The following is a 25,292-nucleotide window of genomic DNA, read 5'->3' as shown; positions in this document are numbered from 1 at the left end:
CGGCCGCGGCGCGCTACTCGTCTTCCGGACCCGAGGGCTCGTCGGCGGCGCGCTCGCCGTGCGTCGCGCTTTCGTGCGCCGCGTCCCCGTGTCGCGCCCGCCGGGAGCGCACCGCCTCCACCAGCAGCGGGATCAGGGAGAGGACGACGATGACGCCGACCAGCGGCAGCAGATAGTCGTCCACGTGGGACACCGAGGCACCGAGGGCGTACCCCACGAGCACCAGGCTCTGCGACCAGAGCACCCCGCCGACCGTCTGCCACAGGGTGAACGTGCCGATCGGTACGCCGAGGGCGCCCGCCGCCGGATGCAGCACCGAACGCAGCATGGGGATGAAGCGGCCGATCACCAGCGCCTTGCCGTAGCCGTAGCGGGCAAGGAGCCGTTCCGCGCGCTCCGCGCCCTCCCTGACCCGCCGGTTGGAGGTACGGGTCAGCAGCGGGCGTCCGCCGTGCCGACCGATGAGGTAGCCGACCTGGCCGCCCGCCACCGCCCCCGCCGCCGCGCACAGCATCACCTGCCAGAGCACCAGCCGGGGCGGTCGTCCGTCGGCTCCGGCGCACAGCACCCCGGCCGGGAACAGCAGCGTGTCACCGGGCAGGAAGAAGCCGACGACCAGCAGACCCGACTCCGCGAACGTCACCACCAGGACGCCGAGCGCGCCGAAGGCGGCCAGCAGCGAGGCGCTGTCCGTGGGGTTGACGGCTTCCACCCCATCGCCTCCCGGTCCGTCGCTCGGTAGCCTCCCGCCAAGTGTCGCCCGGACCCGGCGCCGCCGCCCGCAGACGGCGCGTACCCGGTGCCCACCCGCGCCGGTCGTACGCCCGGCGAGGCGCCCCGCGACAGTCGGCCCGAAAACCCTCTGTCCGTGCCCCACCACTCCCCGTACACTGCCGATTCACAGGGGCGCGGGGGCAGTTGACGGGGGGAAGCCGCCATGTCGGACACACCGTACGGTCCTGCCGGGGCACCGGGATATCCCATGCCACCGGTGCCACCGATGCCGTCGAGCCCGCCGCCCGCACCGCCGGACCCGCTGCGCGCGGCCGCCGTCGGTCTGCTCAATCTGAGCGGACTCGGTCTCGGCTACGTCCTGCTGCGAAGATGGTTCCTCGCCGCCGCCTGCTGGGTGGCGACCGCCGTCCTCCTGCTGGTCGCCCTGCCCGCCGATCCCGACGGCGTCCCGGCCGGGGCGCTCGCCGGATACGTCGTCGTCCTGGTCCTCGCCGCCGCGCACGGCGCGTTCACCGCCCTGCGCACCCGGCTCACCTGGCCGTCCAAGGCACCCCTCGCGCTCGCCCTCGGCGTCCTGCTGCTCGCGGTGCCGACGGCCGGCACCCTCTGGTACCGCGACGCCCGCGAGGAAGCCGTCCAGCAGGCGCTGCTCGACCGGCTGCACCGCGCCGACGAGACGGTCACGGCGGCGGGCCGCCTCTCCTTCACCACCTCACGCTCCGACTACCGCGACGCCCTGGACGTCTACCGGGACCTCGCCGTCCACCACGCGGGCTCCCGCGCCGCCGGTCAGGTGCCCGACAGCCTGCGCACCTACTACCGCACCGTCGGCGCCCCCTACGCGAGCGGCGACTACTGCGGCGCGATCGAGCCGCTGAAGTATCTGCGCACCGTGCCCCAGTCCCTGCCCGAGAACCGGCTGGGCTCGCTCGCCCAGTGGCCCGACGACCGACTCGCCACCTCGCTGTACGACTGCGGCGCCACCGCCCTCTCCGGGGACGGCGAGGGATGGGTGGAGCACTTCGGCGACCTGCTCGGCACCTTCCCCGACTCCGGCCCGGCCGCCAAGGTCGCCCCCGCCGTCGAGTCGGCCGTGGCCCAGGCGCAGAAGGACGTCGGCGGAAAGGCGCCCTGCACCGCGGTCGAGCGGCTGCGCGAGCTGAACACCCGCGCCCTCACCCTCTCGAACTCCGCGGGCAGCTCCGCCGCCCAGCTCACCGCCTCGGCGAATCGCGCGAAGCGGAGCGGGGACGCGGGGGCGTACGACTGCGGGATCGACCAGTACAAGGACGGCCAGTTCTCCGCCGCGCAGAAGACCATGGAGGACTACGCCGCCCGGGCGAAGGGCGCCAAGCGGGACCGGGCGCGGAAGATAGCCATCGGCGCCGAGGTCGCCCAGACCGTCCCCGCCGCCGGGAAGAAGCTGCCCACCACCGCCTCCGGCGGCGGCATCTCCGTCACGGTGAAGAACGACAGCCCGGACGACATCACCGTCCTCTACACCGGACCGGTCACCGGCAGCTTCACCCTCAAGGGCTGCGGCAACTGCCGGGCGTACTCCTTCGCGGACACCATCAGGATCGGTTTCAAGCCCTGCGACGACAGCGGCAAGAACTACCCGAAGCGCACCATCAGCCTGCCCGTCGGCACCACGTACTTCGTCCACAAGCCGAACGGCACCAGCACCGCCACCCCCGCCTCCGACACGGCGAAGATCCGCTCGGGCTACATCTACACCGAATGCGCCTACACCACACGGACGTTCGGCAACTGACGCCCTGTCACACCGATGCCGGAGCGCGGTCCAGCCACGCCCGGTAGAGCGGTGACTGCGCGGCCACCTCCCAGTAGGCGTCGGCCAGTTCGGGGTAGCCGTCCGCCAACTCGGTCTCGGTGCGCGCCGCGAGCAGCAGCCGTACGCCGATCGGGTCGCCGCGCAGCGGCCGAATGGCGAGGTCGGAGCGGGGTCGCGCGGTCGGCTGGCTGACCGTGACCACCTCACCGGTAGCGGCCAGCGTGTAGGCGGTCAGATAGTCGCCGTGCAGCAGGCGCGGCTCGATCCCCGCCTCGCGCAGCACCCGGCACAGCCCGTCCCACTCGCCGTCCACGGTGGAGTCCACCATCCAGCGCTCGCCCGCCAGGTCCGCGAGCCGCACCTCGTGCCGGGCGGCGGCGGGATGGTCGGCGGCGAGCGAGACGAACTGCGGCTCCCGCTGCACCAGCACCCGCACACTGAGCCCCGCCGGAACGCGCAGCGGACTGCCCTCCACCTCGTGCACGAAGGCCAGGTCGAGCCCGCCCTCGGCGACCATCCGCAGCAGCGCGTTCGCGGACGCGTCGACGTGCAGCGTGGGATCGGCCGGAGGCACCCGGGCGCGCAGCCGCCGCAGCCAGCCCGGCAGCGCCCGGCTGGCCGTCGCCCCGATCCGCAGCCGGGGTCCGCCCGGCGCACGCGTCGCCGCGGCCCGCGCCTCCGCGACGAGCGCGCCCAGCTCCCGCACGAGCGGTCGCGCCCGGCCCAGCACAAGGCGCCCCAGCGGGGTGGGACGGCAGCCGGTGCGGTCCCGGGTGAACAGCCGCCCGCCCAGAGCCTGTTCGATACGGCGCAACTGCGTGCTCAACGACGGCTGCGCCAGCCCCAGTTCACGGGCGGCGCGATGCAGGCTGCCCGCGTCGGCGATGGCGCACAGCACGCGCAGATGTCTGACCTCAAGATCCATGCCGGGAGCCTAGGTGTGGGCTGTGAGACGGCGCCAGAGGTTCAAATCGGGTCGCAGCGGGGCGAGTTGACGACGATAGCCTCGCGCTATCCCTACTTGCCATCATCCGCGGGGAGTTGGGCTCCCCGAGACTCATGGGCAACCGATCGTTCACCCCACGGAACGAGTAGGAGCCCCCCACATGAAGTCCTTCCGTACCCCTGCCCTGTCCGCGAAGGCCGCCAGAGGCGTCCTCGCCCTCGGTCTGGGCCTGGCCTGCGCCGCCCTCGGCACCGCGGCCCCCGCCCACGCGGTCACCGCCGCCCCGCACGCCCACTTCACCGGCTCGGCCGGGGAAGCCGCGCAGAACAAGGCGTTCTTCGAGGCCGTCCTCACCTCGGTCGCCAAGAAGCAGGCGGCGCACCCGAGCCTGAAGGCGGTCACCGTCTACTACAACGCCTCCCAGGCGCCGAGCTTCAGCTCCCAGATAGCCAACGCCGCCTCCATCTGGAACGGCTCCGTCTCCAACGTCAAGCTCCAGGCCACCTCGGGCAGCGCCGACTTCTCGTACTACGAGGGCAGCGACCCGCAGGGCTCGTACGCCTCCACCGACGGCCACGGCGGCGGCTACATCTTCCTCGACTACGCGCAGAACCAGCAGTACGACTCCATCCGCGTGACCGCCCACGAGACCGGCCACGTCCTGGGTCTCCCCGACCACTACAGCGGACCGTGCAGCGAGCTGATGTCGGGCGGCGGTCCCGGCCCGTCCTGCACCAACCGCTACCCGGACAGCAACGAGCGCGCCCGCGTCAACCAACTGTGGGCGGCGGGGCTGGCGAAGGCGCTGGAGAAGGTGAACGCGGACCGCTGATCCCGGCGATGCGCTGACCGCGGCGGGGTGTTGATCCCGGCGTGCGACGGAAGACGGAGCGGCGGCGGTGCGGACATCCGCACCGCCGCCGTCGTCGTCCGTTGCCGGGTCCTACGCCACCCGGGACCGGGGCGGCCGTTCGATGAGGTTCTGCACCGCGCGGCTCAGGACCAGGACGCCCGCGATGATCAGGAGTGCGCCGCACGCCTCCGGGACCAGCCACCAGCCCGTGCGGATGCGCTCGCCGAACAGGGTGATGCCGAGGGCGAGGCTCACCACCGCGTCGCCGATGGTCAGCGCGGGCTGGGCGGCGGCGAGCGGACCCGCCTGGAGCGCGTTCTCCAGCAGGAGGACCGCCGCCGTGCCTGCCAGCGCGAAGCCGTAGGTCTGCCAGGAGAGCAGGAACGCCTCGAAGCCCTCGTCCGCGAAGGTGCCGGTGGCCGACTTCAGCAGCGCGGCCGTGAGCGCGTTGGCGATCGCGGAGCCCGACGCCAGCAGCGCCGCCCGCCCGGTGGGGGAGCGCTCGTGCCGGGCCAGCAGGGTGACGGCCACGATCGCCCCGACGCACAGGACCAGCGCGGGTACCCAGTGGGTCAGCGGCGCCTGGTCGCGCGCACCGTACGGCGCCGCCGAGGCGAGCATGACCGCGAGCCCCAGCACCACGGCGCCCACGCCCCACCAGCCGTACGCGGGCAGATGCCGGTGCAGCAGCGGGCCCACCACGAGGAGCGCGAAGGGCAGCTCCAGGATGAACAGGGGCTGCACCAGCGCCAGCGGACCGTTGACGAGAGCGAGGCTCTGGAAGATCGCCGCGCCGATCACCCCGGCCATGCCGATCACCCAGGCGGGACGGCGCACCAGGTCCAGCAGCAGCCGCAGCCCGCTCTTGGAGCTGACCGAGGCGGCCTTGCGCTGGAAAGCGGTGCCCACGGCATTGCTCCCGGCACCGGCGACGGCGAACACCGCGGCAAGTTCGATCACTACCGTCTCCCGCCTGCGGGTCGTCCACGTACCGGAAGTCCACGTCCCGGAGGAGCCCGGAGGCGCTTCGGACCTCCGCAGCCTGCGAAAGCCCACGCCAGCCTACGAAAGCCCACGCCATCGCGCCGCCGGGGCGCCCTGCGCCACCGCGTCCGGAGCCCGATTCACTCGAACGGGTCATTATCTCCGTGATGTCCCGGCGTCACCGCATGACGGGGCGTATGGCGGAGAGACATCCGACATGCGCGAATCGACACCCGACAGTCCCCTCCCGGCGCCGCGTGCCGCGCCCGGGTCCGACGTGGTGTTCAGAGCCGACTTCACCTCGGAGCGACAGTGGGTCGCCGGCCACTCCTGGGCCTATCCGAACGGCGGCCCGGTCAACCCGGGCGACGACAAACTCGACTACCTCGTCTCCGACCCCGCCTACAGCCGCTCGGGCGTCTTCCGGGCCACCCGGCGCCCCGACGGCAAGTGGAACACCGGGCTGCTCACCACCGAGGGCAGCCGCGACGGCTTCATGGTGCGCACCGGGGACGTCCTGGAGGCGCGGGTGCGGCTGCCCGTCGAGACCGGCGCCTGGCCCGCCATCTGGACCTGGCGGGACGGCGGCCAGGAGATCGACGTCTTCGAGTACCACCCCGACAACCCCGACCTGCTGGAACTCACCAACCACGTACGCGGCAGCAACAGCTACTTCCGCGACCGCGCGATCCGCCCCGGTGCCTGGGTCGACCTGCGCACCGAGTTCGGCGCCGCCTCCGTCGTCTGGACCGTGAACGGCACGGTGGCGTTCGCCGACCGCCGGGGCACCGGACGCGGCTGGCACGCCTACCTCATCGTCAACCTCTCGGTCTGCGGCGGCCGCTACCACCCCCCGCCCGCGCGGGCGACCACCCAGATGTCGTACACCGTCAGCAGCCTCCTCGTACGCCGCCCGGGCGGCCGGGGCGCGGCCGCCGAGCGGGACGAGGCGGGGGAGGAGGTGACGACCCCGGAGGAGGAACAGCCGGTCTGAGCCGGTGGTGCGGAGGGGCGATCAGGGGCGGACGAGCGCCTTGAGGACCTGGCGGTCGGCCATCGCCCGGTAGGCGTCCGGGGTCCGGTCGAGCGGGAAGGTCCGGTCGAAGACACGGCCGGGGTCGATCGTGCCGTCGAGCACGTCGGGCAGAAGCCGCTCGATGTAGGCGCGGGCGGGACTGGCGCCGCCGGTCAGGGTGATGTTTCGCATGAACCCGGCCCGGCCGAGCGGTCCCTCCTCGTACTGCGGGACGCCCAGGCGGCTGACGGTGCCCCCGTCCAGGACGGCGCCCAGGGCGGTGTCGAGCGCCTGGCGGGTGCCGACGGCCTCGATCACCTTGTCCACGCCGCCGGTCAGCTCGCGGACGCGGGCGACGCCCTCCTCGCCACGCTCCGCGACCACGTCGGTGGCACCGAACTCACGGCCCAGAGCGGTGCGTTCCTCATGGCGGCCCGCGAGCACGATCCGCTCGGCACCCAGCCGCCGCGCGGCGATCACCGCGCACAGCCCGACCGCCCCGTCCCCGACGACCAGCACCGTGTCCCCGCGGCGGACCCCTGCGGTCACCGCGCCGTGGTGGCCGGTGGTCATCACGTCCGACAGGGCCAGCAGGGAGGGCACCAGGGCGGAGTCGGCGGCGACCGGGAGCTTCACCAGGGTGCCGTCCGCCCAGGGCACACGGACGGCTTCGCCCTGCCCGCCGTCGACCCCGTCGAAGCCGTACCGCCCGCCGTGGCGGCACGAGATCTGGAGGTCCTTGGCGCAGTAGTCGCACGTGCCGTCGCTGTAGGTGAAGGGGGCGACGACCAGATCCCCCGCCGTCAGCCCGGTCACCTCGGCGCCGGTCTCCTCGACGACGCCCAGGAACTCGTGGCCCATGGGGCGCCCGGCGTCGGTGGCGGGCATCGACCGGTACGGCCACAGGTCGCTGCCGCACACGCACGCGGCCACCGTGCGCACCACGGCGTCGGTCGGCTCGACGATCTTCGGGTCGGGCCGGTCCTCGACGCGGACGTCTCCGGCTCCGTACATCACTGCTGCGCGCATGAGAGGGGGTTGCTCCAAACGGGGGTGTCGTGCGGGCGGGTCGTGCGGGGGTGTCGTGAGGGGGGGAATCAGCGCTCGAGCATCCGGGCCTGTGCCTCGCTGTGGGTGGCTCCGGCGGCGGGCGGCAGACTGCCGAGCTTGTCCAACTGCGCGGCGGTCAGCGTGAGCGCGTCGGCGGCGGTGTTCTCCTCGACGCGGGCGACCCGCTTGGTGCCGGGGATCGGGGCGATGTCGTCGCCCTGGGCGAGGAGCCACGCGAGTGCCACCTGGGCGGGCGTGGCGCCGATCTCGGCGGCCACGGCCCGGACCTCGTCGGCGAGCGCCAGGTTGTGCCGGAAGTTGTCGCCGGTGAAGCGGGGGTTGCCGCGCCGGAAGTCGTTTGCGTCGAACGCGTCGGTGGAGCGGACGGCGCCCGTCAGCAGACCGCGTCCCAGCGGGGAGAACGGCACCAGGCCGATGTTCAGCTCCCGCAGGACGGTCAGGACCCGGTCCTCGATCCCGCGCGTCCACAGCGAGTACTCGGACTGGACCGCGGTGACCGGCTGGACGGCATGGGCGCGGCGGATCGTGTCCGGTCCTGCCTCCGAGAGCCCGAAGGCGCGGACCTTGCCCTCGGCGATCAGCTCGGCGACCGCCCCCGCCGTCTCCTCGATCGGCGTGTGCGGGTCCACCCGGTGCTGGTAGTACAGATCGATGTGGTCGGTGCCCAGCCGCTTCAGGGAGCCCTCGACGGCGGTACGGATGTTGGCGGGGCGGGAGTCCAGGTTCCAGGTGCCGTCGCCGCCGTGGGAGACCAGACCGAACTTCGTGGCCAGCACCACCTGGTCCCGGCGCCCCTTCAGCGCCCGGCCGAGCAACTCCTCGTTGGTGTAGGGGCCGTAGATCTCGGCGGTGTCGACGAGCGTGACGCCCAGTTCCAGCGCCCGGTGCACCGTCCTGATCGACTCCGCGTCGTCGGTGCCGGCACCGGTGTAGCCGTGGGACATCCCCATGGCACCGAGCCCGATCCGGGAAACCTCCAGGTCACGCAGTGTGATATAGCGCATCTCACTCTCTCCGGTCGTGATGTGTCGGGGTCCTGTGTCTTCACCGTCTCCCGGATCGCGCCGGTGTGGCAGGGCGGGCTCTTCGGGGGTCATGACAGGACCCCCCTCGCCCCCTCCCGGCAGGTGCCCGGTGGGCGAGACTGGGGGCATGGCATCGACGAGCGCGCACAGCGAGAGCGCCGAGCTGGGCCGCTTCCTGCGCGCCCGCCGGACCCAGACCAGCCCCCAGCACGTCGGTCTCACGGTGGGCACGGGCATCCGCCGCACCCCCGGACTGCGCCGCGAGGAGCTGGCCACCCTCGCCGGGATCAGCATCGACTACTACGTGCGCCTGGAACGCGGCAAGGAGACCCGCCCCAGCCCCGCCGTCCTCGACTCGCTCGCCCGCGCCCTGCTCATGGACGACCAGGAACACCAGCACCTGCGCGAACTCGCCGCCCGCGCGGCCCGCTACGCCCCCGAACCGCCGCCCGCCCCCAGCCGTGCCGTGCGCCCGCACCTGAAGCTGCTGCTGGAGTCACTGCGCCCGAACCCCGCCTACGTCATCAGCCGCAGCATGGACCTCCTCGCCTGGAACCCCGGCGGACTCGCCCTGTACGCGGGTCTTGACGACTGGCCCGTCAGACAGCGCAACATCGCCCGCTACCTCTTCCTCCACCCGGCGGCGCGCGACCTGTTCCCGCACTGGGAGCGCCAGATCACCGGCTGCGTCGCCCGCCTGCGCGCCATCGCCGGAACCGCCCCGGACGCCCCCGACCTCGTCGGCCTGGTCGGTGAACTCCTCCTCAAAAGCCCCGACTTCGCGGGACTGTGGGAGCGCTACGAGGTGACCGGACGCAAACCCGCGCACAAGACCTTCCGGCATCCCCGGGTCGGCACGCTCACCCTCACCTCGCAGTCGCTCCACGTGGAAGGCACCCCCGGTCAGCGCATCGGCGTCTACACCGCCGAACCCGGCACCCCCGAGCACGACGCCCTGCTCCTGCTCGACATGAGCGCACCGCCGTCGGCGCAAGGATTCCCGACCGCCCCGAGCGCACCCGGTCGGCAGCCGTAGCCCCGGCGCGCGGGTGACCGTTGCCCGGGGACCCCGCGCTGACTAGCCTGTGTTCGCCCCGTCGATCGCCGGTCGGGGTGTCGAACAGGGGTGGCGGACCGTCGCGCCCGGAAGCAGGCAAGGAGGCCGGACGTGGGACGCCTCGTGCCCGCCGTGACGCGGGCCCTCGACATCCTGGAGCTGTTCCTCGACGGGGACGGCACGCTCTCCGCGCCCGACATCGTGCGCAGACTCCAGCTCCCGCGCACCACCGTGCACGAGCTGGTCACCACCCTCGCCGCCCGCTCCTACCTGGTCCCGGTGCCCGGGCAGCCGGGGCGGTACCGGCTCGGGGTGCGCCCGTACCAGCTCGGCAGCCGGTACGCCGAGCAGCTCGACCTCGCCGCCGAGGGGCGGGAGGTGGCGCGCGGCGTCGCCGAGACCTGTGACGAGACGGTCCATGTGGCGCTCCTTGAGGACACCGACGTCATCTACATCGCCAAGGTCGACTCCACGCACGCGGTCCGCATGGTCTCGGCTGCCGGGCGCAGGCTGCCCGCGCACTGCACGGCGGTCGGCAAGATGCTGCTCGCCTCGCTGCCCGAGCCGGAGCTGGCCGCCCGTGTCCCGGACGGCGCCGAGCTGGTCGCGATGACCCCGGACAGCCTCACCGACCCCGGTCGACTGCGGGACGCCCTCGCGGAGATCCGGCGCCGGGGCGTCGCGGTGGAGCGCCGGGAGTCCAACCCGGACGTGAGCTGCGTGGCCGCCCCCGTTCGCGACCGTAGCGGTCGGGTCGTCGCCGCGCTGTCCATCTCGGTGCCGACGGTCCGCTGGAGCGAGGAACGCCGTACCGAACTGGAGGCGCTCGCCGTCGAGGGCGCCGCCGAACTCTCCACACGACTGGGCCACCGGGAGGCGGCGTGAACACCTGTGAGGTCGCCGTCGAGGCGCGGGCGGAGCTGGGCGAGGGACCGACCTGGGACCCGGTCGGCGCCCGTCTGCTGTGGGTCGACGTCCTGGCGAGCCGCGTGCACACCTACGACCCCGCCACCGGTCGCCGCACCGTCCACGACACCGGACAGCACGTCGGCGCCGCCAAGCCCCGCGCCCACGGCGGACTGGTGCTCAACCTGCGCAACGGCGTCGCCCTGACCGACCCCGACGGCGCCTTCCGCTGGCTGCACCACGACCCGGTGCCGGGGCGCCGCGCCAACGACGCGGCCGTCGCCCCCGACGGCGCGCTCTGGGCCGGCACCATGCGCTACGACGAGGCTCCCGGCGGCGGCACCCTGACCCGCCTGACCGGCGACGGCACCGCCGAACCGATCCTCACCGACGTCGCCGTGAGCAACGGCATCGGCTGGAGCCCGGACGGCACGTTGATGTACTACATCGACAGTCCCACCCGGCGCGTCGACGTCTTCGACCACGACGGCGACGGCGTCCGCAACCGGCGCACCCTGGCCGTGATCGAGGACGGCGCGGGCTTCCCCGACGGGCTGACCGTCGACGCGGCGGGCTGCGTCTGGGTGGCGCTGTGGGACGGGGGCGCGGTCCGCCGCTACACCCCCTCCGGCGCACTGGACCGGGAGATCCGCCTCCCGGCCCCGCGCACCACCGCCTGCGCCTTCGGCGGCCCCGGCCTGACCGACCTGTACGTCACCACCGCCCGCGTCGGCCTCACCGCACCCACGCCCCTGTCGGGGTCGGTGCTGGTGGTGCCGGGCGCGGGAGAAGGACTGCCGCAGCCGCCGTTCAAGGGGTGAACTCGCCTCTCGAGTACCTCAGTTCACGCCCCCGACCGGCGCTTGTTCCACACGTCGAAGCCGACCGCCAGCAGCAGGGCAAGACCCTTGATGACCTGCTGCCAGTCGGTGCCGACGCTCAGCAGGTTCATGCCGTTGTTCAGCACGCCGAGGACGAGCCCGCCGATGATGGCGCCGAGCACCGTGCCGACCCCGCCGCTCATGGAGGCGCCGCCGATGAACGACGAGGCGATGGCCTCCAGTTCGAAGTTGACGCCCGCCTTCGGGGAGGCCGCGTTCAGCCGGGCGGCGACCACCAGTCCGGCGAGCGCCGCGAGGACGCCCATGTTGAGGAAGACCAGGAAGGTGACCTTCTTGTCCTTCACCCCGGACAGCTTCGCCGCGGGCAGGTTGCCGCCGATCGCGTAGACATGCCGCCCGAAGACCGCGTTGCGCATGAGGTAGCCGTAGCCGACGACCAGGGCGCCGAGGGCGATCAGGATGATCGGGGCGCCCTTGTAGCTGGCGAGCAGCAGGGTCAGGGCGAGGATCGCGGCGACCAGCGCGGTCAGCTTCAGCGCGAACAGTCTCAGCGGGGGCACCTGGAGCGCGAACTCCCGCTGTCTGCGCCTGCCTTGGACCTCCTGCCAGGCCACCGCCGCGATGAGCACCAGCCCAAGGAGCAGGGTCGGATTGTGGTAGTCGGTGTCGGGGCCGAACGCGGGCAGGAAGCCGTTGCCGATCTTCTGCAGCCCGTCCGGGAACGGGCCCAGGGTCTGCCCCTTCAGCAGGATCTCCGTCAGCCCACGGAACAGCAGCATCCCGGCGAGCGTCACGATGAACGACGGGATGCCCAGATAGGCGATCAGATACCCCTGCACCGCCCCCGCCGCCGCGCCCACCAGCAGACACAGCACCAGCGCCAGTGGCCAGGGCACGTCGTGCCGTACGTTCAGCACCGCCAGGAACGCCCCGACGAACGCGGTCAGCGAGCCCACCGACAGGTCGATGTGCCCCGAGATGATCACCAGCATCATCCCGATCGCCAGGACCAGGATGTAGCTGTTCTGGAGCACCAGGTTGGAGACGTTGCGCGGGAGCAGCAGATCGCCGTCGGTCCACACCGCGAACAGGACCACGATCAGTCCGAGCGCGATCACCATCCCGTACTGGCGCATGTTGCGGCGCAGCCCGTCCAGCATCAGCCGGAGCACGCCCGGCGCGGCGGGCGGCCCGTCGCGCTCCGGCGGGGCCGGGGCCGTCACGTCCGCGCTCATGGCGTCACCTCTTCGTCTCTGGTCATCAGGCGCATCAGCGCTTCCTGTGTGGCGTCCGCCCTCGGCACCTCGCCGGTCAGCCGCCCGGCGGCCATGGTGTAGATCCGGTCGCACATGCCGAGCAGTTCGGGCAGTTCGGAGGAGATGAAGACGACCGCCCTGCCCTCCGCCGCGAGCCGTCCGATCACGGTGTAGATCTCGTACTTGGCGCCCACGTCGATGCCCCGCGTCGGCTCGTCCAGGATCAGCACGTCCGGGTCCGCGAAGATCCACTTGCTGAGGACGACCTTCTGCTGGTTGCCGCCGGACAGCCGACCGACCGGCTCCAGCACGGTCGGCGCCTTGATGTTCATGGCGGTACGGAACCCCTCCGCCGCCCGCCGCTCGGCGTGTTCGTCCACGATCCCGCGCCGGGCCACCTTGCCCAGCGCGGTCAGCGAGACATTGCGGTGCACGGTGTCGATGAGGTTGAGCCCGTAGTGCTTGCGGTCCTCGGTGACGTACGCGATGCCGTGCCCCACCGCCTCCGCGACGGTCCGGGTACGGATCTCCCGGCCGTCCTTGAGTACCGTGCCGCCCGCGTACCGCCCGTAGGAGCGCCCGAACACGCTCATCGCCAGCTCGGTACGGCCCGCGCCCATCAGCCCCGCGATGCCGACGATCTCGCCCCGGCGCACCTCGATGGACACGTCGTCGACGACCTTGCGCTGTCGGTCGATCGGATGCCGTACGGTCCAGCCGCGCACCTCAAGTGCCGGAGCCGTGCCCAACTCCGCCTGGTGCGGCGGGCGTTCGGGGAAGCGGTGGTCGAGGTCGCGGCCGACCATGCCCGCGATGATCCGTTCCTCGGTGGTCCCCGGTGCCCGCACGTCCAGCGTCTCCACCGAGCGGCCGTCGCGCAGCACGGTCACCGAGTCCGCGACCCGGCGGATCTCGTTCAGCTTGTGCGAGATCACGATGCAGGTGATGCCCTGACCCTTCAACTCCAGGATGAGATCCAGGAGTTTGCCGCTGTCCTCGTCGTTCAGGGCGGCGGTCGGCTCGTCCAGGATCAGCAGCTTCACCGACTTCGCCAGCGCCTTGGCGATCTCCACCAACTGCTGCTTGCCGACGCCGATGTCCGCGACCCGGGTCTCCGGATGTTCGTCAAGTCCCACCCGGCGCAGCAGCTTTGTGGCGTGCCGTAGCGTCTCCGTCCAGTCGATCAGACCGCGCCGGGCGTGCTCGTTGCCGAGGAACAGGTTCTCCGTGAGGGAGAGATAGGGCACCAGCGCCAGCTCCTGGTGGATGATGACGATCCCTTGCCGCTCGCTGGCGCGGATGTCGCGGAACCGGCACTCCTCGCCCTCGAAGAGCACCTCGCCCTCGTAACTGCCGTACGGGTGAACCCCGGAGAGCACCTTCATCAGGGTGGACTTCCCGGCGCCGTTCTCCCCGCAGATGGCGTGCACCTCACCCCGCTGGACGGTCAGGGTGACGTCGGACAAAGCGGTGACGCCGGGGAAGGTCTTGACGATCGAGCGCATTTCGAGGACGGGTCCCGCCATGGCCGCGCCTTCCAAGTCGTGGGAGTGGGCGGTCACTTGAGCTGGGACTCGGTGTAGTAGCCGCCGTCGACCAGTACTTCGCGGTAGTTCTTCTTGTCGACGCTGACCGGCTGGAGCAGGTAGGCGGGCACGACCTTGGCGCCGTTGTCGTAGGTCTTGGAGTCGTTGACCTCGGGCTTCTTGTCCTTGAGGGTCGCGTCCACCATGTTCGCGGCGACCTCCGCGAGCTTGCGGGTGTCCTTGTAGACGGTCTGCGTCTGCTCCCCGGCGATGATCGACTTCACCGACGCCAGCTCCGCGTCCTGCCCGGTGACGACCGGCAGCGGCTTGCTCTTCGCGCCGTAGCCGTCCGACTTCAGCGCGGACAGGATGCCGATGGAGATGCCGTCGTACGGCGAGAGCACCGCGTCGACCCGTCCGGAGCGGTACGCCGACGTCAGCAGGTCCTCCATGCGGTGCTGGGCGGTGGTGCCGTCCCAGCGCAGGGTGGTGACCTGGTTGAGCGCGGTCTGCCCGGACTTCACCACGAGCTGCTTCTTGTCGATGTACGGCTGGAGCACCTTCATCGCGCCGCCGAAGAAGTACTTGGTGTTGTTGTCGTCGTTGGACCCGGCGAACAACTCGATGGAGAACGGGCCCTTCTTGCCGCTGTCCAGCCCCAACCGGTGCGCGATGTACGTGCCTTGCAGCTCGCCGACCTTCTCGTTGTCGAAGGAGGCGTAGTAGTCGACGTTCTTGGTGCCGAGGATCAGCCGGTCGTAGGCGATGACCGGGATGTGGGCGTCGGCGGCTTCCTGGAGCACGTTGTTCAGGGACTTGTTGTCGATCGCCGCGATGATCAGACCCTTGACGCCCTGCGTGATCAGGTTCTCGATCTGGGCGACCTGGGTGTCCGGGTCGTCCTCGCCGTAGACCAGCTTGGTCTTGTACCCCTTGGCGTGCAGGTCCTTGACGACGTTGTTGCCGTCCGCGATCCAGCGCTCGGAGGACTTGGTCGGCATGGCGACGCCGATGGTGCCACCCTTGGCGTCGCCGCCCTTGTCCTCACTGCCGCCCTCCCCGCTCTGCCCGCAGGCGGTCAGGGTGAGGGCGAGTACGGCGGTCGCGGCGAGGGCGACTCTGCGGGGGCGTGCGGTGTAGCGGTCGCGCATGGGGAACCGTCCTTGTTCGTCTCGGCGTCGGGTGTCTCGGCGTGGAGCGGGTCGGGCCGTGCGGGGTGTGTCCTTCGGGGACACGCGGTGGGGGTACGGGTTCTACGGGTTCACGCGGTCGTCGGGAAGCGGTGCAGCGGGCCGGGCAGGCGGCTGCCGAGCGGGGCCATGCCGCCGTCGGCGCCGTGCCGGGCGAGCAGGTCGAGGACCAGCCGTCCGCGCCGCACCCGCTCCCGCGCGGTGTCCAGGGCGACGCTGCGGAGGTGGGCGCCCCAGGGGTAGATGCCGGGCGCCTTCGACAGGCCGAACTTCAGGTACAGCGGGGCGCCGCGCCGGATCAGCTCGGCCACCTCGTACATCCGCACCTGGCCGCCGAGGTCGTCCGGCGCCTCGATGTACATGTCCATGGGGGCGCCGGACACCCGGCGGATCTCGGTGAGATGGGCGAGCGTGAGATCGCCGGGCACGTTGATCGAGTCGGCGCCCAGCCGCTCGAACACCGCGTAGGAGACCGGGTTGACCGGGCCGATCAGCGCGGAGACCTTCAGCGTGGTGTCCGCCGGGAGCACCCCCGACTCCCGCGCCCGGTGCAGCGCCCAGAGCACGCCCTCGTCGGCCACCAGTAGGCAGCGCACGCCCAGTTCGGTCGCGCGCACCGCGTCCTCGACACAGCCCGCCACCGCGTCGTGACCCCGGGCGCGCGGACCGCCGCCGCGCGAGTCGGAGCGGACGGCACCTCCGGTGTCCCAGGTGCCGCGCGGTCCGGTGAACAGGCACAGCTCGATGCCGCGTTCCCGGGTCGCCCCGGCCATCTCGGTGATCTCGGCGTCCGTGAGCATCCAGACACCGCTGCCCTGGCTGATCCGGTGCACCGGCACGTCCAGCCGCGCCGCCTCGGCCAGGACGACGGCCAGCGCCTCGGGTCCCTCGCACGACGGGATCTCGGTGCGCCAGCTCCCGCCGCCCGGGAAGCGGTGCGGGGAGGCGTCGGCGGGATCGGGGGCGGGCGCGGCGAGACCCAGAGCGGCGAGCGCCTGCTCACCGGGTCTGCGGACTGCCGGAGCGGAGAGGTCGGTCACGGGCTGCCTTTCATGTTCGGTATGCCGGACAGAGTTCGGATCTTCGGGCGAGTGAGCCTCCTGGGGGCTTGTGCGAGGGGTCTTGTGCGCAGGGGTTTTCTGCTCAAGTCAGGGCAGCAGGAGCACCTTCCCGGGTCCCGTCGTTTCCACCGCCCGCGCGAACTCGGTCAGCGGCAGCCGTTGCGACACCAGGGGCAGCGGGTCGAGGAGTCCGGCGCCGAACAGCCGGACCGCGTGCGCCCAGGCGGCCGGGGGCGCCCCGAAGACCGTGCGCACCTCAAGGCGTCGTACGACGAGGTCGGCGGGGTCCAGACCCAACGCGCCCGGCGCCGGGATGCCGGTCAGGACCAGGCGTCCGCCGCGCCGGAGCAGGGCGGAGGCGGAGCGCGCGGCTTCGGCGGAGCCCGCCGCCTCGATCACCACGTCGTAGCCGCCGGGCAGATCGGAGCCGCTCACGGCGAAGTCCGTGGCGCCGAACTCCTTTGCCAGCGGCTCGCGTTCGCGGTCGAGCCCCACCACCAGCAGCTCACTGGGGGAGACCGCCGCGAGGAACCGCACCGCGAGCATCCCGAGCGTCCCCGTGCCGACCACCGCGACCCGCTCGCCCGGCCGGACGTCGGCAAGGAGAGCGGCGGCAGCGACACAGGCGGCGGGCTCAAGAAGGGCGGCCGCGGTGAGGTCGGCGTCGTCGGGCAGCGGGTGCAGCAGCCGGGCGGGCAGGGTCAGGGTGGGCGCCATCGCGCCGGGGTGGGTGAAACCGGTCTCCTCGTACCCCGCCTCGCAGAGCGTCGTCTCGCCCGCGTGACAGCGGGCGCACACCTGGCAGTTGCGGAAACCCTCGCCGACCACCTTGCGGCCGACCAATGCCTCCGGCACCCCGGCGCCCACCACGCGGACCGTGCCGGACCACTCGTGACCCGGCACCACGGGGTAACGCACGTACGGTGCGGGCCGGTTGCCCCGGTACAGCTCACGGTCGCTGCCGCAGACGCCCACCGCGTGCACGGCGACCAACGCCTCGCCGGGACCAGGGGCTTGGGGCGTGTGCGGCTCCAGCCGACAGGTGCCCGGCGCCTCGACCACCACCTGGACGCTCACTTCGTCCCCTTCGGACGGCGCCGCTCCCAGCCCTCGGCCCACAGGTCGAACCGGGCCTGCTGCTGGGGGAATTCGGCCGCCGCGTCGGTGTCCAGCTCGACGCCGAGACCGGGGGCGTCCGAGAGGTGGAAGTAGCCGTCGACCACCTCGGGGGCGCCCTTGACCACCGTCTTGATCTCGGCGTCCGCGAAGTCGTTGAAGTGCTCCAGGATCTTGAAGTTCGGTGTGCTGAAACCGACTTGGAGCGAGGCGGCGGTGAGGACCGGACCGCCGACGTTGTGCGGGGCGAGCAGCAGATAGTGGCTCTCGGCGGTCGCGGCCAGCTTGCGGGTCTCCCAGATGCCGCCGATGTGACCGACGTCGGGCTGGAGGATGTCCGCCGCCTGGCTCTCCAGCAGCTCCCGGAACTCGATCCGGTCGTGCATCCGCTCCCCGGTGGCGACCGGGATGTCCACCTTCGCGGCCACCTTCTCCAGCGCCTTCAGGTTCTCCGGCGGCACCGGCTCCTCCAGCCAGGCGGGGTCGAAGGGCGCCAGTTCACGGGCGAGGCGGATCGCGGTCGCGGGGGAGAAGCGGCCGTGCATCTCCAGCATCAGCTCGGTGTCAGGACCGATCGCGTCCCGTACCGCCTCGATCAGGGAGACGGCGTACCGGGTGCGCTCGTGGTCCAGCTCGAAGTGACCGGTGCCGAACGGGTCGATCTTCAGCGCCCGGTAGCCCCGCGCCACGACCGCACGGGCCGCCTCGTGATACGCCTCCGGAGTGCGCTCGGTGGTGTACCAGCCGTTCGCGTACGCCTTGACGCGGTCGGTGACCTTCCCGCCGAGCAACTGCCACACCGGGACGCCGAGCGCCTTGCCCCTGATGTCCCAGCAGGCCATCTCGACCACCGCGATGCCGGACATCACGATCTCCCCGGCGCGGCCGAAGTCGCCGTACTTCATCCGGCGGACCAGGTCCTCCACGGCGAACGGGTCCGAGCCCGCTATGTGGTTCGCCTCTGCCTCGCGCAAGTAGCCGATCAGGGCGTCGGTGTGACCGAGCATCCGGGTCTCCCCGACCCCGGTGAGCCCCTCGTCCGTGTGGACCTGCACATAGGTCAGATTCCGCCACGGTGTGCCGACCACATGGGTGCTGATTCCGGTGATACGCACGCCCGCCCACCCCTCGGTGTTCGAAATTTCGTCATGCGTTCGAAATGCTGGCGTGACAGTAGGGAGGGGGTGGCGGGGGTGTCAATGGGTTGCGCAGGTGACCGTTCCGGCAAGCGGGGACGGACCAGGTCTAGTCCCGCTCCTCGTACCGCTCGCGCGCCAGCTCGCGCACGTCGCCGATCGTGCTCCACTCGTTGCCGCCGAGCCTGGCGAGGGGGCGCAGCAGTCCGATGTCGGGACGCCCGTCCACCAGCGCGTCCTCGTCGACGACCACGTGCACGACCCGGCCGAACACCACCGTCGAGTCGCCCAGACCCAGCGTCGCGTGCAGCACGCACTCGATCGCCACCGGCGAGTCCGCCACCCGCGGCGGACGCACCTTCAGCGAGGGCTCACGCGCGATGCCCACGGCGTCGAACTCGCCCTTGTCGCGCGGGAAGTCGGTCGCGGTCGCGTTGATCTCGGCGAACAGCGGCTCCGGAGCGAGATTGACGACGAACTCCCCGGTCGCCTCCACGTTGTGCAGCGAGTCCTTCCGTCCGACGGAGGTGAACTGCACGATCGGCGGATCGGTGGAGGCGACCGTGAAGAAGGAGTGCGGAGCGAGGTTCGCCGTCCTCCCGTCCGCCGACAGGGTCGAGACCCAGGCGATGGGCCGGGGGACGACCACCGAGGTGAGTAGCCGGTAGAAGTCGCGAGTGGGCATGTCCGCAGGATCGAAGTCAACGCGCATACCTGTAAGTATCCAGTTCAGCACGGAGGCGGCGCATTTCAGCCCCGGATCGCGGCACCGCCAAGCCCCTGGTTCCGACTTCGAGATCCCCACCCACGCCCGCGGCGACCGCGTCACCCTCACCCTGTACGACGAGCTGCCCCATCGTCCCCCGCCGCCCCGGCGCCTACTTGCGACGGAATCCGCTCCCCGCGCGCGGGGATGCTGCACTGCGGTGCTCAAGCCCGCCGAGGACGCGTCGTTGTCGGTGCTGCGGATCGCGGAGCTGCTGACCGAGGCAGGTGTGCCGGACGGCGTGATCAACGTGGTCACCGGCTATGGAAAGGACGCGGGCAGCGCGCTCGCCGAGCACCACGGCGTGGACCGGATCGCGTTCACCGGTTCGGTGGGCACGGCACAGAGCATCGTGCGGGCGTCGGCGGGCAACATGAAGCGGCTGCAGAGGGAGCTGGGCGGCAAGTCGCCGGACATCGTGTTCGCGGACGCCGACCTGGACCTGGCCGTGCCCGGCGCCGCGATGGGCGTCTACACCAACAGCGGCCAGGTGTGCGTGACCGGGACGCGGATCTTCGTGCAGCGGCCGGTCCACGACGAGTTCGTGGCACGGCTGGGCGAGTTCACCAGGACGGTACGGGTGGGCAACGGCCTGGACCCGGACACCCAGATCGGTCCGCTGATCTCGGCCCGGCAACTGGAGCGGGTCCAGCACTACATAGAGATCGGCACCGACGAGGCCCGCCTGGTGACGGGTGGCAGCCGCCTCACCGGCGAACACGCGGACGGGTGCTACATCGAGCCGACGGTGTTCGCGGGCGCCACCAACGACATGACCATCGCCCAGGAGGAGATCTTCGGCCCGGTGGCCACGGTGATCCCCTTCGACGACCTGGACGAGGCGATCCGGCTGGCCAACGCCACCCCGTACGGACTGGCAGGCGGCCTGTGGACGCGGAACGTGTCCACGGCGCACAAGGTGTCGAGGGCGATCACCGGGGGCACCGTCTGGGTCAACTGCTACGGCGTCCTCGATCCCGCGATCGGTTTCGGCGGCACCAAGATGAGCGGTTACGGCTGGAAGGGCGCCCGGGAACACGTGGAGAACTACCTGTATCCGAAGGCTGTGTACATGAACCTGGGGTAGGCGGTGTCCCCTCACCCGGCCGGTGCCGCCCGCCTCGGCGGACGCGGGCTAGCGGGGCGCGGGTGAGGGGACGCGCGCGGCGAGGCGGACCAGCGGTGCCGGGTCGACACCGGCCGCCCCGGCCAGTCGGCTCAGCTCGCGCAGCAGCGCGCTCTCGGCCGCCACCGAGTCCGAGACCTGACCGACCATCCCCTTGCCCGCGGGCGAGGCGAACATCAGCCAGAACAGCGCGGTGAGTACCGGTCCGGGGATGAACGGCATCGCGCGCATGTTCCCCGGCGCGACGGTGGCCCCGACCGGCGCACCGCGCGCATACCGGTCCGCACGGCGGCGCCGAGTTCGCGGGCCGAGGACCAGCTCAGCCAGTGACCGCGCCCCGGGCGTCCTGGCAGGAAAGCCGCCGCCACCATCGGCGCGACGAACGCGGCGTGCGTCTTGAGCCAGCCGTCGATGACGGGGGAGACGACGGTCGGGATGGCGGCGCCGGAGAAGACCGAGGCGATCTGCCGTACGTCGTCGTCGATCACGCCGTCGGGGCGGCCGATCGTGGTGACCTGGACGCGCGACACGATCGAGTACCCGACCGTGTCGTCGTGCACCTTGGCAAGGATCGCCGGGAAGCCCCAGATCAGGCGGTCGGCACCGATCTTGTCGGACCAGATGTCCGCGTCGGAGGCGTTGTTGAACATGAGCATGATGCGAGCCGAGCCGTTCGCCGCCAGCGTCGGGACGAGGCTGTCGATCCGGTGGCGCTGGACCGGCACGATCACCAGGTCGTAATCGGCGTCGAGAGAAGCGGTCACCCGGACATCGGCGCGCTCGACGGCGCCGCCGCGCGCCTGGCCACGCAGCCCCTCGCGCGTCAGGATCTCCCGCCGCCGTGCGTCGCGCACCGCCATAGTGACTTCGTGACCGGACTCGGCGAGCTTCAGCGCGATGGTGCTGCCGATCGCTCCGGCGCCGATCACGGCGATGCGCCAGTGCGGTGTCGTCGTCATGGTGACCCCTTCGAGTCGGAGAGAAACGATCGTGTTGCCGCGGGGGACCGGAGGTCCGCCGGTACGGGACCGGCGGACCTCCCGGTGTGCCGCGGGTACGGGGTCAGTCCTGCTCGGCGGCCAGGTGCTCGGTGAAGAAGGGCACGGCTTCGGCGACGGCCTGGTCCACGTACTTGGGGACGTCGTAGAAGTCCATGTGGGTGCCGCCCTCGACGACGCGGAGCCGCTTGGGGCTGCGGGCGCGGCCGTGGAGCTCGGTGGACATCCACAGGGAACCCGCGTCGCTGCCCGCGACGATCAGGATCGGCTGGGTCAGCAGGTCCTCGACCATGTGGAACGCGTCGAAGGTGAAGATCCGCGAGACGCTCTTGGTGAAGAGGAACTTGTTCTTGGCGTTGGGGTGCTGGGCGCGCGGGGTGAGGTAGTACTCCGACGCCTCGACCAGGTCGCGCGGGGTGTTCTCGTCCGGCTCGGCCGGGACGTAGGGGAGGTAGGCGGGCTCGGCGCCCTGGGCGGACTCGGCGGTGCGCTGCTGGGCGAGCGCCTGCAGGGTCGGCACGGCGGCGGCGTCGGAGTCGGTGCCGTACCAGCCGCGGCGGAAGGAGGTGCCGATGTTGACGGCGCTGACGGTGGTGAGGGCCTTGATGCGGTAGTCGGTCATCGCCGCGTTGACCGCGTAGCCGCCGCCCGCGCAGACGCCGAGGGCGCCGATGCGCTCGGGGTCGACGTAGGGCAGGGACTGGAGGTGGTCGACGGCCGCGCGGACGTCCTCGACGCGGGCGTAGGGGTCCTCCAGGTGGTGCGGCTCGCCGCCGCTGTCGCCCTGGAAGGAGGCGTCGAAGGCGAGGGCGACGAAGCCCTGCTCGGCCAGCTTGGCCGCGTACAGGCCGGCGGTCTGCTCCTTGACGCCGCCGCCGGGGTGGACGGTGACGACGGCCGGGTAGCTGCCCTCGGGGTCGAAACCGGCCGGGAGGAAGAGGTTGCCCGCCATGGCGATCGGGCCATTGGGGAAGGTGATGGCTTCCACGGATACTCCAGAGGGTCACAGTGGTTCCGGCCGGTCGTTCCGGCCGATGACTCCACCCTGCGGCTTCTTACGCGGGCGAGGCAGAGGCTCCTTGTCGGGGGTACTGGCAGCCTCTCCATCCGGTCCCGACCTGGGCTTAGCCTCGAAGCATGGAGACCGCCAAGGAGATCAAGGACTTCCTGACCACCCGCCGCGCGAAGATCACCCCCGACCAGGTGGGCCTTCCCATGGCGGGCCGCCGTCGGGTGCCCGGGCTGCGTCGCGAGGAGGTCGCCCTGCTGGCCGGAGTGAGCGCCGAGTACTACGTACAGATCGAGCGCGGCCAGGTCGCCGGTGTCTCCGAGGAGGTGCTGCACGCCATCGCCGGGGCGCTGCGGCTGGACGAGGTGGAGGCCGCCCACCTCTTCGACCTCGCCCGCGCGGCCGGGAAGGCGGCCCGCAAGCAGACCCGTGCCCCCCGCCGACAGGTCCCCGAAACCCTCCAGGCACTGATCGACACCATGGTCACCGCCCCGGCCATCGTGCAGAACGCCCACCTCGACATGGTCGCCGCCAACCCGCTCGGCCGTGCCCTGTACGGAGCGGTCTACGAGCACCAGCCCGAGCCGCCCAACCTGGCCCGGTTCATCTTCCTCGCCGACCGGGCCGAGGAGACCTTCCCCGCCTGGGAGAAGGCCGCCGACGACGCCGTAGCCCTGCTGCGGGTCGCCGCCGCCAAGGCCCCGTACGCGAAGGCCATCACCCACCTGGTCGGTGAACTCGCCACCCGCAGCGACGAGTTCCGCACCCGCTGGGCCGCGCACGACGTACGGGCCCACCGCAGCGGCACCAAGGACTTCCGGCATCCCGCCGTCGGCGACCTCAGCCTGCGCTTCGAAGCCCTGGACGCGACCGGCGCCACCGGACTCTCCGTCATCGGCTACACCGCCGAACCCGGCTCACCCTCGTACGAGGCGCTGACGCTGCTGGCGAGCTGGGCCGCCACGGAACGGGTCGAATCGGCAGCGGGCGCGCCGCAGCACACCGCGGAATAGTCGCGACCGGCTCCCACGACGACACGGACCGGGCCGCCGCCGCGCGCCGGGCGTTCGACGGTGGCCAGTCCCCGGCAAGGAGGGGTTGCCGGTCCCCCCTGTAAGCCCCACCCCGATCAGGTGCTGCGGACCGCTTTTCCCTGCGCAAGCATGGAGGAACCGGCGCGAGGCGTCAGTCGCCGCCCACTGGACGAGGCGACCACCGCGACCGGTTCGAACCCCATGTCGACCACCTCTTCGAGGAGGAGTTGTACCCGTGAGCGAGAACATCGAGCACGTCGAGATCAAGGCGCTGGCGTGGAACCTGGCCGCTGACATCCACCTTCCGCCCGGCTTCGACGCGAGCCGGACCTACCCCGCGATCGTGAGCGTCCACCCCATCGGCTCCTGCAAGGAACAGACCTCGGGGAACGTCTACGGCAAGGCGCTGGCCGAACAGGGCTTCGTGGTCGTCGCCTTCGACGCCAGCTTCCAGGGCGCGAGCGGCGGGGAGCCCCGGTCGATCGAGGACCCGACGTTCCGGGTCGAGGACATCAGCTACGTCATCGACTTCCTGGTGACGCTGCCCTACGTGGACGCCGACCGCATCGGGGTCATCGGGGTGTGCGGCGGTGGCGCGTACGCCATCAACGCCACGATGACCGACCGCCGCATCAAGGCCGTCGGCAGCGTGACCGGCGTGAACTTCGGGCGCCTGATGCACGAGGCGTTCAGCGGCTACGACCCCATCGCCACCCTCGACGCCATCGCCGAACAGCGCACCGCCGAGGCGCGGGGCGGGGAGCCGCGCGTCAACCAGTACCTGCCGGCCTCGCCCGAGGCGGCAGAGGAGCAGGGCCTGACCGAGCTGGACCTGTTCGAGGCGACCGAGTACTACCGCACCGACCGCGGCGAGAAGCCCGGCGGCCGCACCGAGTCGCTGTTCTCCCGCCAGGCCAACGCGGTCGGCTGGGACGCCTTCAACCGCGCCGAGGTCCTCCTCACCCGCCCCCTGTGCGTAGTGGTCGGCGACAAGCCCGGTGCCTTCGGCGCCTACCGGGACGGCCTGGAGATCTACCGCCGCGCGGCCTCCAAGGACAAGGAACTGGTCGTCGCCGAGGGCTTTTCCCACTACGACCTGTACGACCAGCCCGAGCCGGTCAAGATCGCCCTGGACCACCTGATCCCGTTCTACAAGAAGTACCTCTGACCGAACATCTCCGCTGCCCGGCGCCGGATATCCCGATCGCACGGAGAAGCCGGGATTTCCGTCATCGGCGGCTGAGACGACAGACACACTCACCGAGGCCGTCCGCGACATCGACGCCGTGATCTTCGTCCACGGCTCGGACGACGACTCCCGCCCCGAGTCCTTCGAGCGCATTGATTATGGCGGGGTGGCGAACACCCTCACCGCACTCGGGGACCGCAGGCCCCGGATCGTTCTCCGGACGACGATCTTCGTCACCCGCCGGGACCGCTCCTCGTGGAGGCGGTGCTCGATGACGCGGCGCTGGGCAACACCTTCGAGGTCTTCTCCGGGCCCGGCCCCGCCACCGAGGACTTCACCGCGTTGTTCCAGGGCGCGCGAACTGACGCGCTCGCATCGGCGGATGCGGTCAGGGACACCGCCAACCTCCCCCCGGACGAGGAGCCCGCACGCGTCAGGGACGACCTCGCGCACGTGCGAACTCCTTGACAGGGCATCACTCAACCGCCCTGCACGCAGCTCGCCCATCAGGGCTGATGCGTGCCATATCGTGGTGGTGGGGGGCCCCCCCCCCCCCCCCCCCCCCCGAGAAAAACCCCCCCCCCCCCCCCAATAATAGGCGGCGGCCCCCCCCCGCCGCCCAGAAAAAAAAAAACCGGGGCCCCCGCGGGGGGAAA

Annotated in this window: 25 protein-coding genes; 10 read left to right on the top strand and 15 right to left on the bottom strand. The window is 71.6% G+C overall.

Going from position 1 to position 25,292, the window contains the following annotated elements:
- Positions 1-13: 13 nt before the first annotated feature.
- Positions 14-712, bottom strand: a complete 699-nt coding sequence (locus IF655_RS26945) for a DedA family protein (RefSeq protein ID WP_307815076.1) — start codon at positions 710-712, stop codon at positions 14-16.
- A 270-nt stretch (positions 713-982) separates the two neighbouring features.
- Here IF655_RS26945 and IF655_RS26940 point away from each other — a divergent pair, with 270 nt between their 5' ends.
- Positions 983-2,509: a hypothetical protein gene (locus IF655_RS26940; RefSeq protein WP_199587729.1), complete on the top strand. Its 1,527-nt coding sequence runs from the start codon at positions 983-985 to the stop codon at positions 2,507-2,509.
- Between the two features lie 7 nt (positions 2,510-2,516).
- Here IF655_RS26940 and IF655_RS26935 read toward each other — a convergent pair whose 3' ends face one another.
- Positions 2,517-3,455, bottom strand: a complete 939-nt coding sequence (locus IF655_RS26935; protein WP_199587728.1) for a LysR family transcriptional regulator — start codon at positions 3,453-3,455, stop codon at positions 2,517-2,519.
- A gap of 181 nt (positions 3,456-3,636) precedes the next feature.
- Between IF655_RS26935 and snpA the strand changes: the two genes are divergently transcribed.
- On the top strand, positions 3,637-4,308 hold the full coding sequence (gene snpA, locus IF655_RS26930; RefSeq protein ID WP_199587727.1) for a snapalysin: 672 nt from the start codon (positions 3,637-3,639) through the stop codon (positions 4,306-4,308).
- Between the two features lie 111 nt (positions 4,309-4,419).
- Here the strand turns inward: snpA and IF655_RS26925 are convergent, their stop codons facing one another.
- Positions 4,420-5,289, bottom strand: coding sequence for a DMT family transporter (locus IF655_RS26925; RefSeq protein ID WP_199587726.1), 870 nt, complete (start codon positions 5,287-5,289; stop codon positions 4,420-4,422).
- A 241-nt stretch (positions 5,290-5,530) separates the two neighbouring features.
- Here IF655_RS26925 and IF655_RS26920 point away from each other — a divergent pair, with 241 nt between their 5' ends.
- On the top strand, positions 5,531-6,307 hold the full coding sequence (locus IF655_RS26920; RefSeq protein WP_199587725.1) for a family 16 glycosylhydrolase: 777 nt from the start codon (positions 5,531-5,533) through the stop codon (positions 6,305-6,307).
- Positions 6,308-6,328: 21 nt separating this feature from the next.
- On the opposite strand, the gene IF655_RS26915 is transcribed toward IF655_RS26920, so the two are convergent.
- The gene (locus IF655_RS26915; RefSeq protein ID WP_199587724.1) at positions 6,329-7,357 is read right to left on the bottom strand and encodes a zinc-binding dehydrogenase; all 1,029 of its coding nucleotides are present in this window, start codon (positions 7,355-7,357) and stop codon (positions 6,329-6,331) included.
- Positions 7,358-7,425: 68 nt separating this feature from the next.
- Positions 7,426-8,403 carry an aldo/keto reductase gene (locus IF655_RS26910; RefSeq protein WP_199587723.1) on the bottom strand — a complete coding sequence of 326 codons (978 nt, stop codon included), beginning with the start codon at positions 8,401-8,403 and terminating at the stop codon, positions 7,426-7,428.
- A gap of 148 nt (positions 8,404-8,551) precedes the next feature.
- Here IF655_RS26910 and IF655_RS26905 point away from each other — a divergent pair, with 148 nt between their 5' ends.
- The 3 genes from IF655_RS26905 to IF655_RS26895 all read left to right on the top strand — a co-directional run bounded on the left by IF655_RS26905 (position 8,552) and on the right by IF655_RS26895 (position 11,208).
- Positions 8,552-9,460: a helix-turn-helix transcriptional regulator gene (locus IF655_RS26905; RefSeq protein ID WP_199587722.1), complete on the top strand. Its 909-nt coding sequence runs from the start codon at positions 8,552-8,554 to the stop codon at positions 9,458-9,460.
- A gap of 132 nt (positions 9,461-9,592) precedes the next feature.
- The gene (locus IF655_RS26900) at positions 9,593-10,366 is read left to right on the top strand and encodes an IclR family transcriptional regulator (RefSeq protein ID WP_199587721.1); all 774 of its coding nucleotides are present in this window, start codon (positions 9,593-9,595) and stop codon (positions 10,364-10,366) included.
- On the top strand, positions 10,363-11,208 hold the full coding sequence (locus tag IF655_RS26895; protein ID WP_199587720.1) for an SMP-30/gluconolactonase/LRE family protein: 846 nt from the start codon (positions 10,363-10,365) through the stop codon (positions 11,206-11,208). Before IF655_RS26900 ends, IF655_RS26895 begins: the two co-directional genes overlap by 4 nt.
- A gap of 23 nt (positions 11,209-11,231) precedes the next feature.
- Here IF655_RS26895 and mmsB read toward each other — a convergent pair whose 3' ends face one another.
- From mmsB to IF655_RS26860, 7 genes are all read right to left on the bottom strand, one after another.
- Positions 11,232-12,464 carry a multiple monosaccharide ABC transporter permease gene (mmsB, locus tag IF655_RS26890; RefSeq protein ID WP_199587719.1) on the bottom strand — a complete coding sequence of 411 codons (1,233 nt, stop codon included), beginning with the start codon at positions 12,462-12,464 and terminating at the stop codon, positions 11,232-11,234.
- On the bottom strand, positions 12,461-14,011 hold the full coding sequence (gene mmsA, locus IF655_RS26885) for a multiple monosaccharide ABC transporter ATP-binding protein (protein WP_199587718.1): 1,551 nt from the start codon (positions 14,009-14,011) through the stop codon (positions 12,461-12,463). The genes mmsB and mmsA overlap by 4 nt, the downstream gene beginning before the upstream one ends.
- A 32-nt stretch (positions 14,012-14,043) precedes the next feature.
- Entirely contained in the window at positions 14,044-15,162 is a 1,119-nt protein-coding gene (gene chvE / locus IF655_RS26880; RefSeq protein WP_199587717.1) for a multiple monosaccharide ABC transporter substrate-binding protein, read from the bottom strand.
- Positions 15,163-15,272: 110 nt separating this feature from the next.
- Positions 15,273-16,241 (bottom strand): hypothetical protein, encoded by a 969-nt coding sequence (locus IF655_RS26875; protein ID WP_199587716.1) that lies wholly within the window; start codon positions 16,239-16,241, stop codon positions 15,273-15,275.
- Positions 16,242-16,349: 108 nt separating this feature from the next.
- On the bottom strand, positions 16,350-17,339 hold the full coding sequence (locus IF655_RS26870) for a zinc-binding dehydrogenase (protein WP_199587715.1): 990 nt from the start codon (positions 17,337-17,339) through the stop codon (positions 16,350-16,352).
- Positions 17,336-18,493: a mandelate racemase/muconate lactonizing enzyme family protein gene (locus IF655_RS26865; RefSeq protein WP_199587714.1), complete on the bottom strand. Its 1,158-nt coding sequence runs from the start codon at positions 18,491-18,493 to the stop codon at positions 17,336-17,338. Before IF655_RS26865 ends, IF655_RS26870 begins: the two co-directional genes overlap by 4 nt.
- A 130-nt stretch (positions 18,494-18,623) precedes the next feature.
- On the bottom strand, positions 18,624-19,226 hold the full coding sequence (locus tag IF655_RS26860; RefSeq protein WP_199587713.1) for a flavin reductase family protein: 603 nt from the start codon (positions 19,224-19,226) through the stop codon (positions 18,624-18,626).
- On the opposite strand from IF655_RS26860, the gene IF655_RS26855 reads away from it, so the two are divergent.
- The gene (locus tag IF655_RS26855; protein ID WP_242488951.1) at positions 19,198-20,367 is read left to right on the top strand and encodes an aldehyde dehydrogenase; all 1,170 of its coding nucleotides are present in this window, start codon (positions 19,198-19,200) and stop codon (positions 20,365-20,367) included. The two genes, IF655_RS26860 and IF655_RS26855, sit on opposite strands and share 29 nt — an antisense overlap.
- A 48-nt stretch (positions 20,368-20,415) precedes the next feature.
- Here the strand turns inward: IF655_RS26855 and IF655_RS26850 are convergent, their stop codons facing one another.
- The 3 genes from IF655_RS26850 to IF655_RS26840 all read right to left on the bottom strand — a co-directional run bounded on the left by IF655_RS26850 (position 20,416) and on the right by IF655_RS26840 (position 22,392).
- Positions 20,416-20,628, bottom strand: a complete 213-nt coding sequence (locus tag IF655_RS26850; RefSeq protein ID WP_199587712.1) for a hypothetical protein — start codon at positions 20,626-20,628, stop codon at positions 20,416-20,418.
- Positions 20,583-21,365, bottom strand: coding sequence for a ketopantoate reductase family protein (locus IF655_RS26845; protein ID WP_199587711.1), 783 nt, complete (start codon positions 21,363-21,365; stop codon positions 20,583-20,585). Before IF655_RS26845 ends, IF655_RS26850 begins: the two co-directional genes overlap by 46 nt.
- Before the next feature lie 103 nt (positions 21,366-21,468).
- Complete coding sequence (locus IF655_RS26840) at positions 21,469-22,392, bottom strand: alpha/beta hydrolase (protein WP_199587710.1); 924 nt, start codon at positions 22,390-22,392, stop codon at positions 21,469-21,471.
- A gap of 149 nt (positions 22,393-22,541) precedes the next feature.
- Here IF655_RS26840 and IF655_RS26835 point away from each other — a divergent pair, with 149 nt between their 5' ends.
- The 3 genes from IF655_RS26835 (at position 22,542) to IF655_RS26825 (ending at position 25,104) form a co-directional block, all read left to right on the top strand.
- Complete coding sequence (locus IF655_RS26835) at positions 22,542-23,426, top strand: helix-turn-helix domain-containing protein (RefSeq protein ID WP_199587709.1); 885 nt, start codon at positions 22,542-22,544, stop codon at positions 23,424-23,426.
- A gap of 256 nt (positions 23,427-23,682) precedes the next feature.
- A complete protein-coding gene (locus IF655_RS26830) occupies positions 23,683-24,615 on the top strand; it encodes an alpha/beta hydrolase (RefSeq protein ID WP_199587708.1) in 933 nt (310 codons plus the stop codon).
- A gap of 276 nt (positions 24,616-24,891) precedes the next feature.
- Positions 24,892-25,104, top strand: coding sequence for a hypothetical protein (locus IF655_RS26825; RefSeq protein WP_199587707.1), 213 nt, complete (start codon positions 24,892-24,894; stop codon positions 25,102-25,104).
- Positions 25,105-25,292: the final 188 nt, after the last annotated feature.

The sequence above is a fragment of the Streptomyces sp. DSM 110735 genome (assembly GCF_016482685.1).
Lineage (GTDB): Bacteria > Actinomycetota > Actinomycetes > Streptomycetales > Streptomycetaceae > Streptomyces.
This window is presented reverse-complemented; position numbering and strand designations above follow the sequence as displayed.

Coding starts and splice junctions, on each gene's coding strand:
- IF655_RS26940 (WP_199587729.1), top strand. CDS start 983: ATGCCACCGGTGCCACCGATGCCGTCGAGCCCGCCGCCCGCACCGCCG.
- IF655_RS26935 (WP_199587728.1), bottom strand. CDS start 3,455: ATGGATCTTGAGGTCAGACATCTGCGCGTGCTGTGCGCCATCGCCGAC.
- snpA (WP_199587727.1), top strand. CDS start 3,637: ATGAAGTCCTTCCGTACCCCTGCCCTGTCCGCGAAGGCCGCCAGAGGC.
- IF655_RS26920 (WP_199587725.1), top strand. CDS start 5,531: ATGCGCGAATCGACACCCGACAGTCCCCTCCCGGCGCCGCGTGCCGCG.
- IF655_RS26915 (WP_199587724.1), bottom strand. CDS start 7,357: ATGCGCGCAGCAGTGATGTACGGAGCCGGAGACGTCCGCGTCGAGGAC.
- IF655_RS26910 (WP_199587723.1), bottom strand. CDS start 8,403: ATGCGCTATATCACACTGCGTGACCTGGAGGTTTCCCGGATCGGGCTC.
- IF655_RS26905 (WP_199587722.1), top strand. CDS start 8,552: ATGGCATCGACGAGCGCGCACAGCGAGAGCGCCGAGCTGGGCCGCTTC.
- mmsB (WP_199587719.1), bottom strand. CDS start 12,464: ATGAGCGCGGACGTGACGGCCCCGGCCCCGCCGGAGCGCGACGGGCCG.
- mmsA (WP_199587718.1), bottom strand. CDS start 14,011: ATGGCGGGACCCGTCCTCGAAATGCGCTCGATCGTCAAGACCTTCCCC.
- chvE (WP_199587717.1), bottom strand. CDS start 15,162: ATGCGCGACCGCTACACCGCACGCCCCCGCAGAGTCGCCCTCGCCGCG.
- IF655_RS26855 (WP_242488951.1), top strand. CDS start 19,198: ATGTCCGCAGGATCGAAGTCAACGCGCATACCTGTAAGTATCCAGTTC.
- IF655_RS26860 (WP_199587713.1), bottom strand. CDS start 19,226: ATGCGCGTTGACTTCGATCCTGCGGACATGCCCACTCGCGACTTCTAC.
- IF655_RS26850 (WP_199587712.1), bottom strand. CDS start 20,628: ATGCCGTTCATCCCCGGACCGGTACTCACCGCGCTGTTCTGGCTGATG.
- IF655_RS26845 (WP_199587711.1), bottom strand. CDS start 21,365: ATGACGACGACACCGCACTGGCGCATCGCCGTGATCGGCGCCGGAGCG.
- IF655_RS26835 (WP_199587709.1), top strand. CDS start 22,542: ATGGAGACCGCCAAGGAGATCAAGGACTTCCTGACCACCCGCCGCGCG.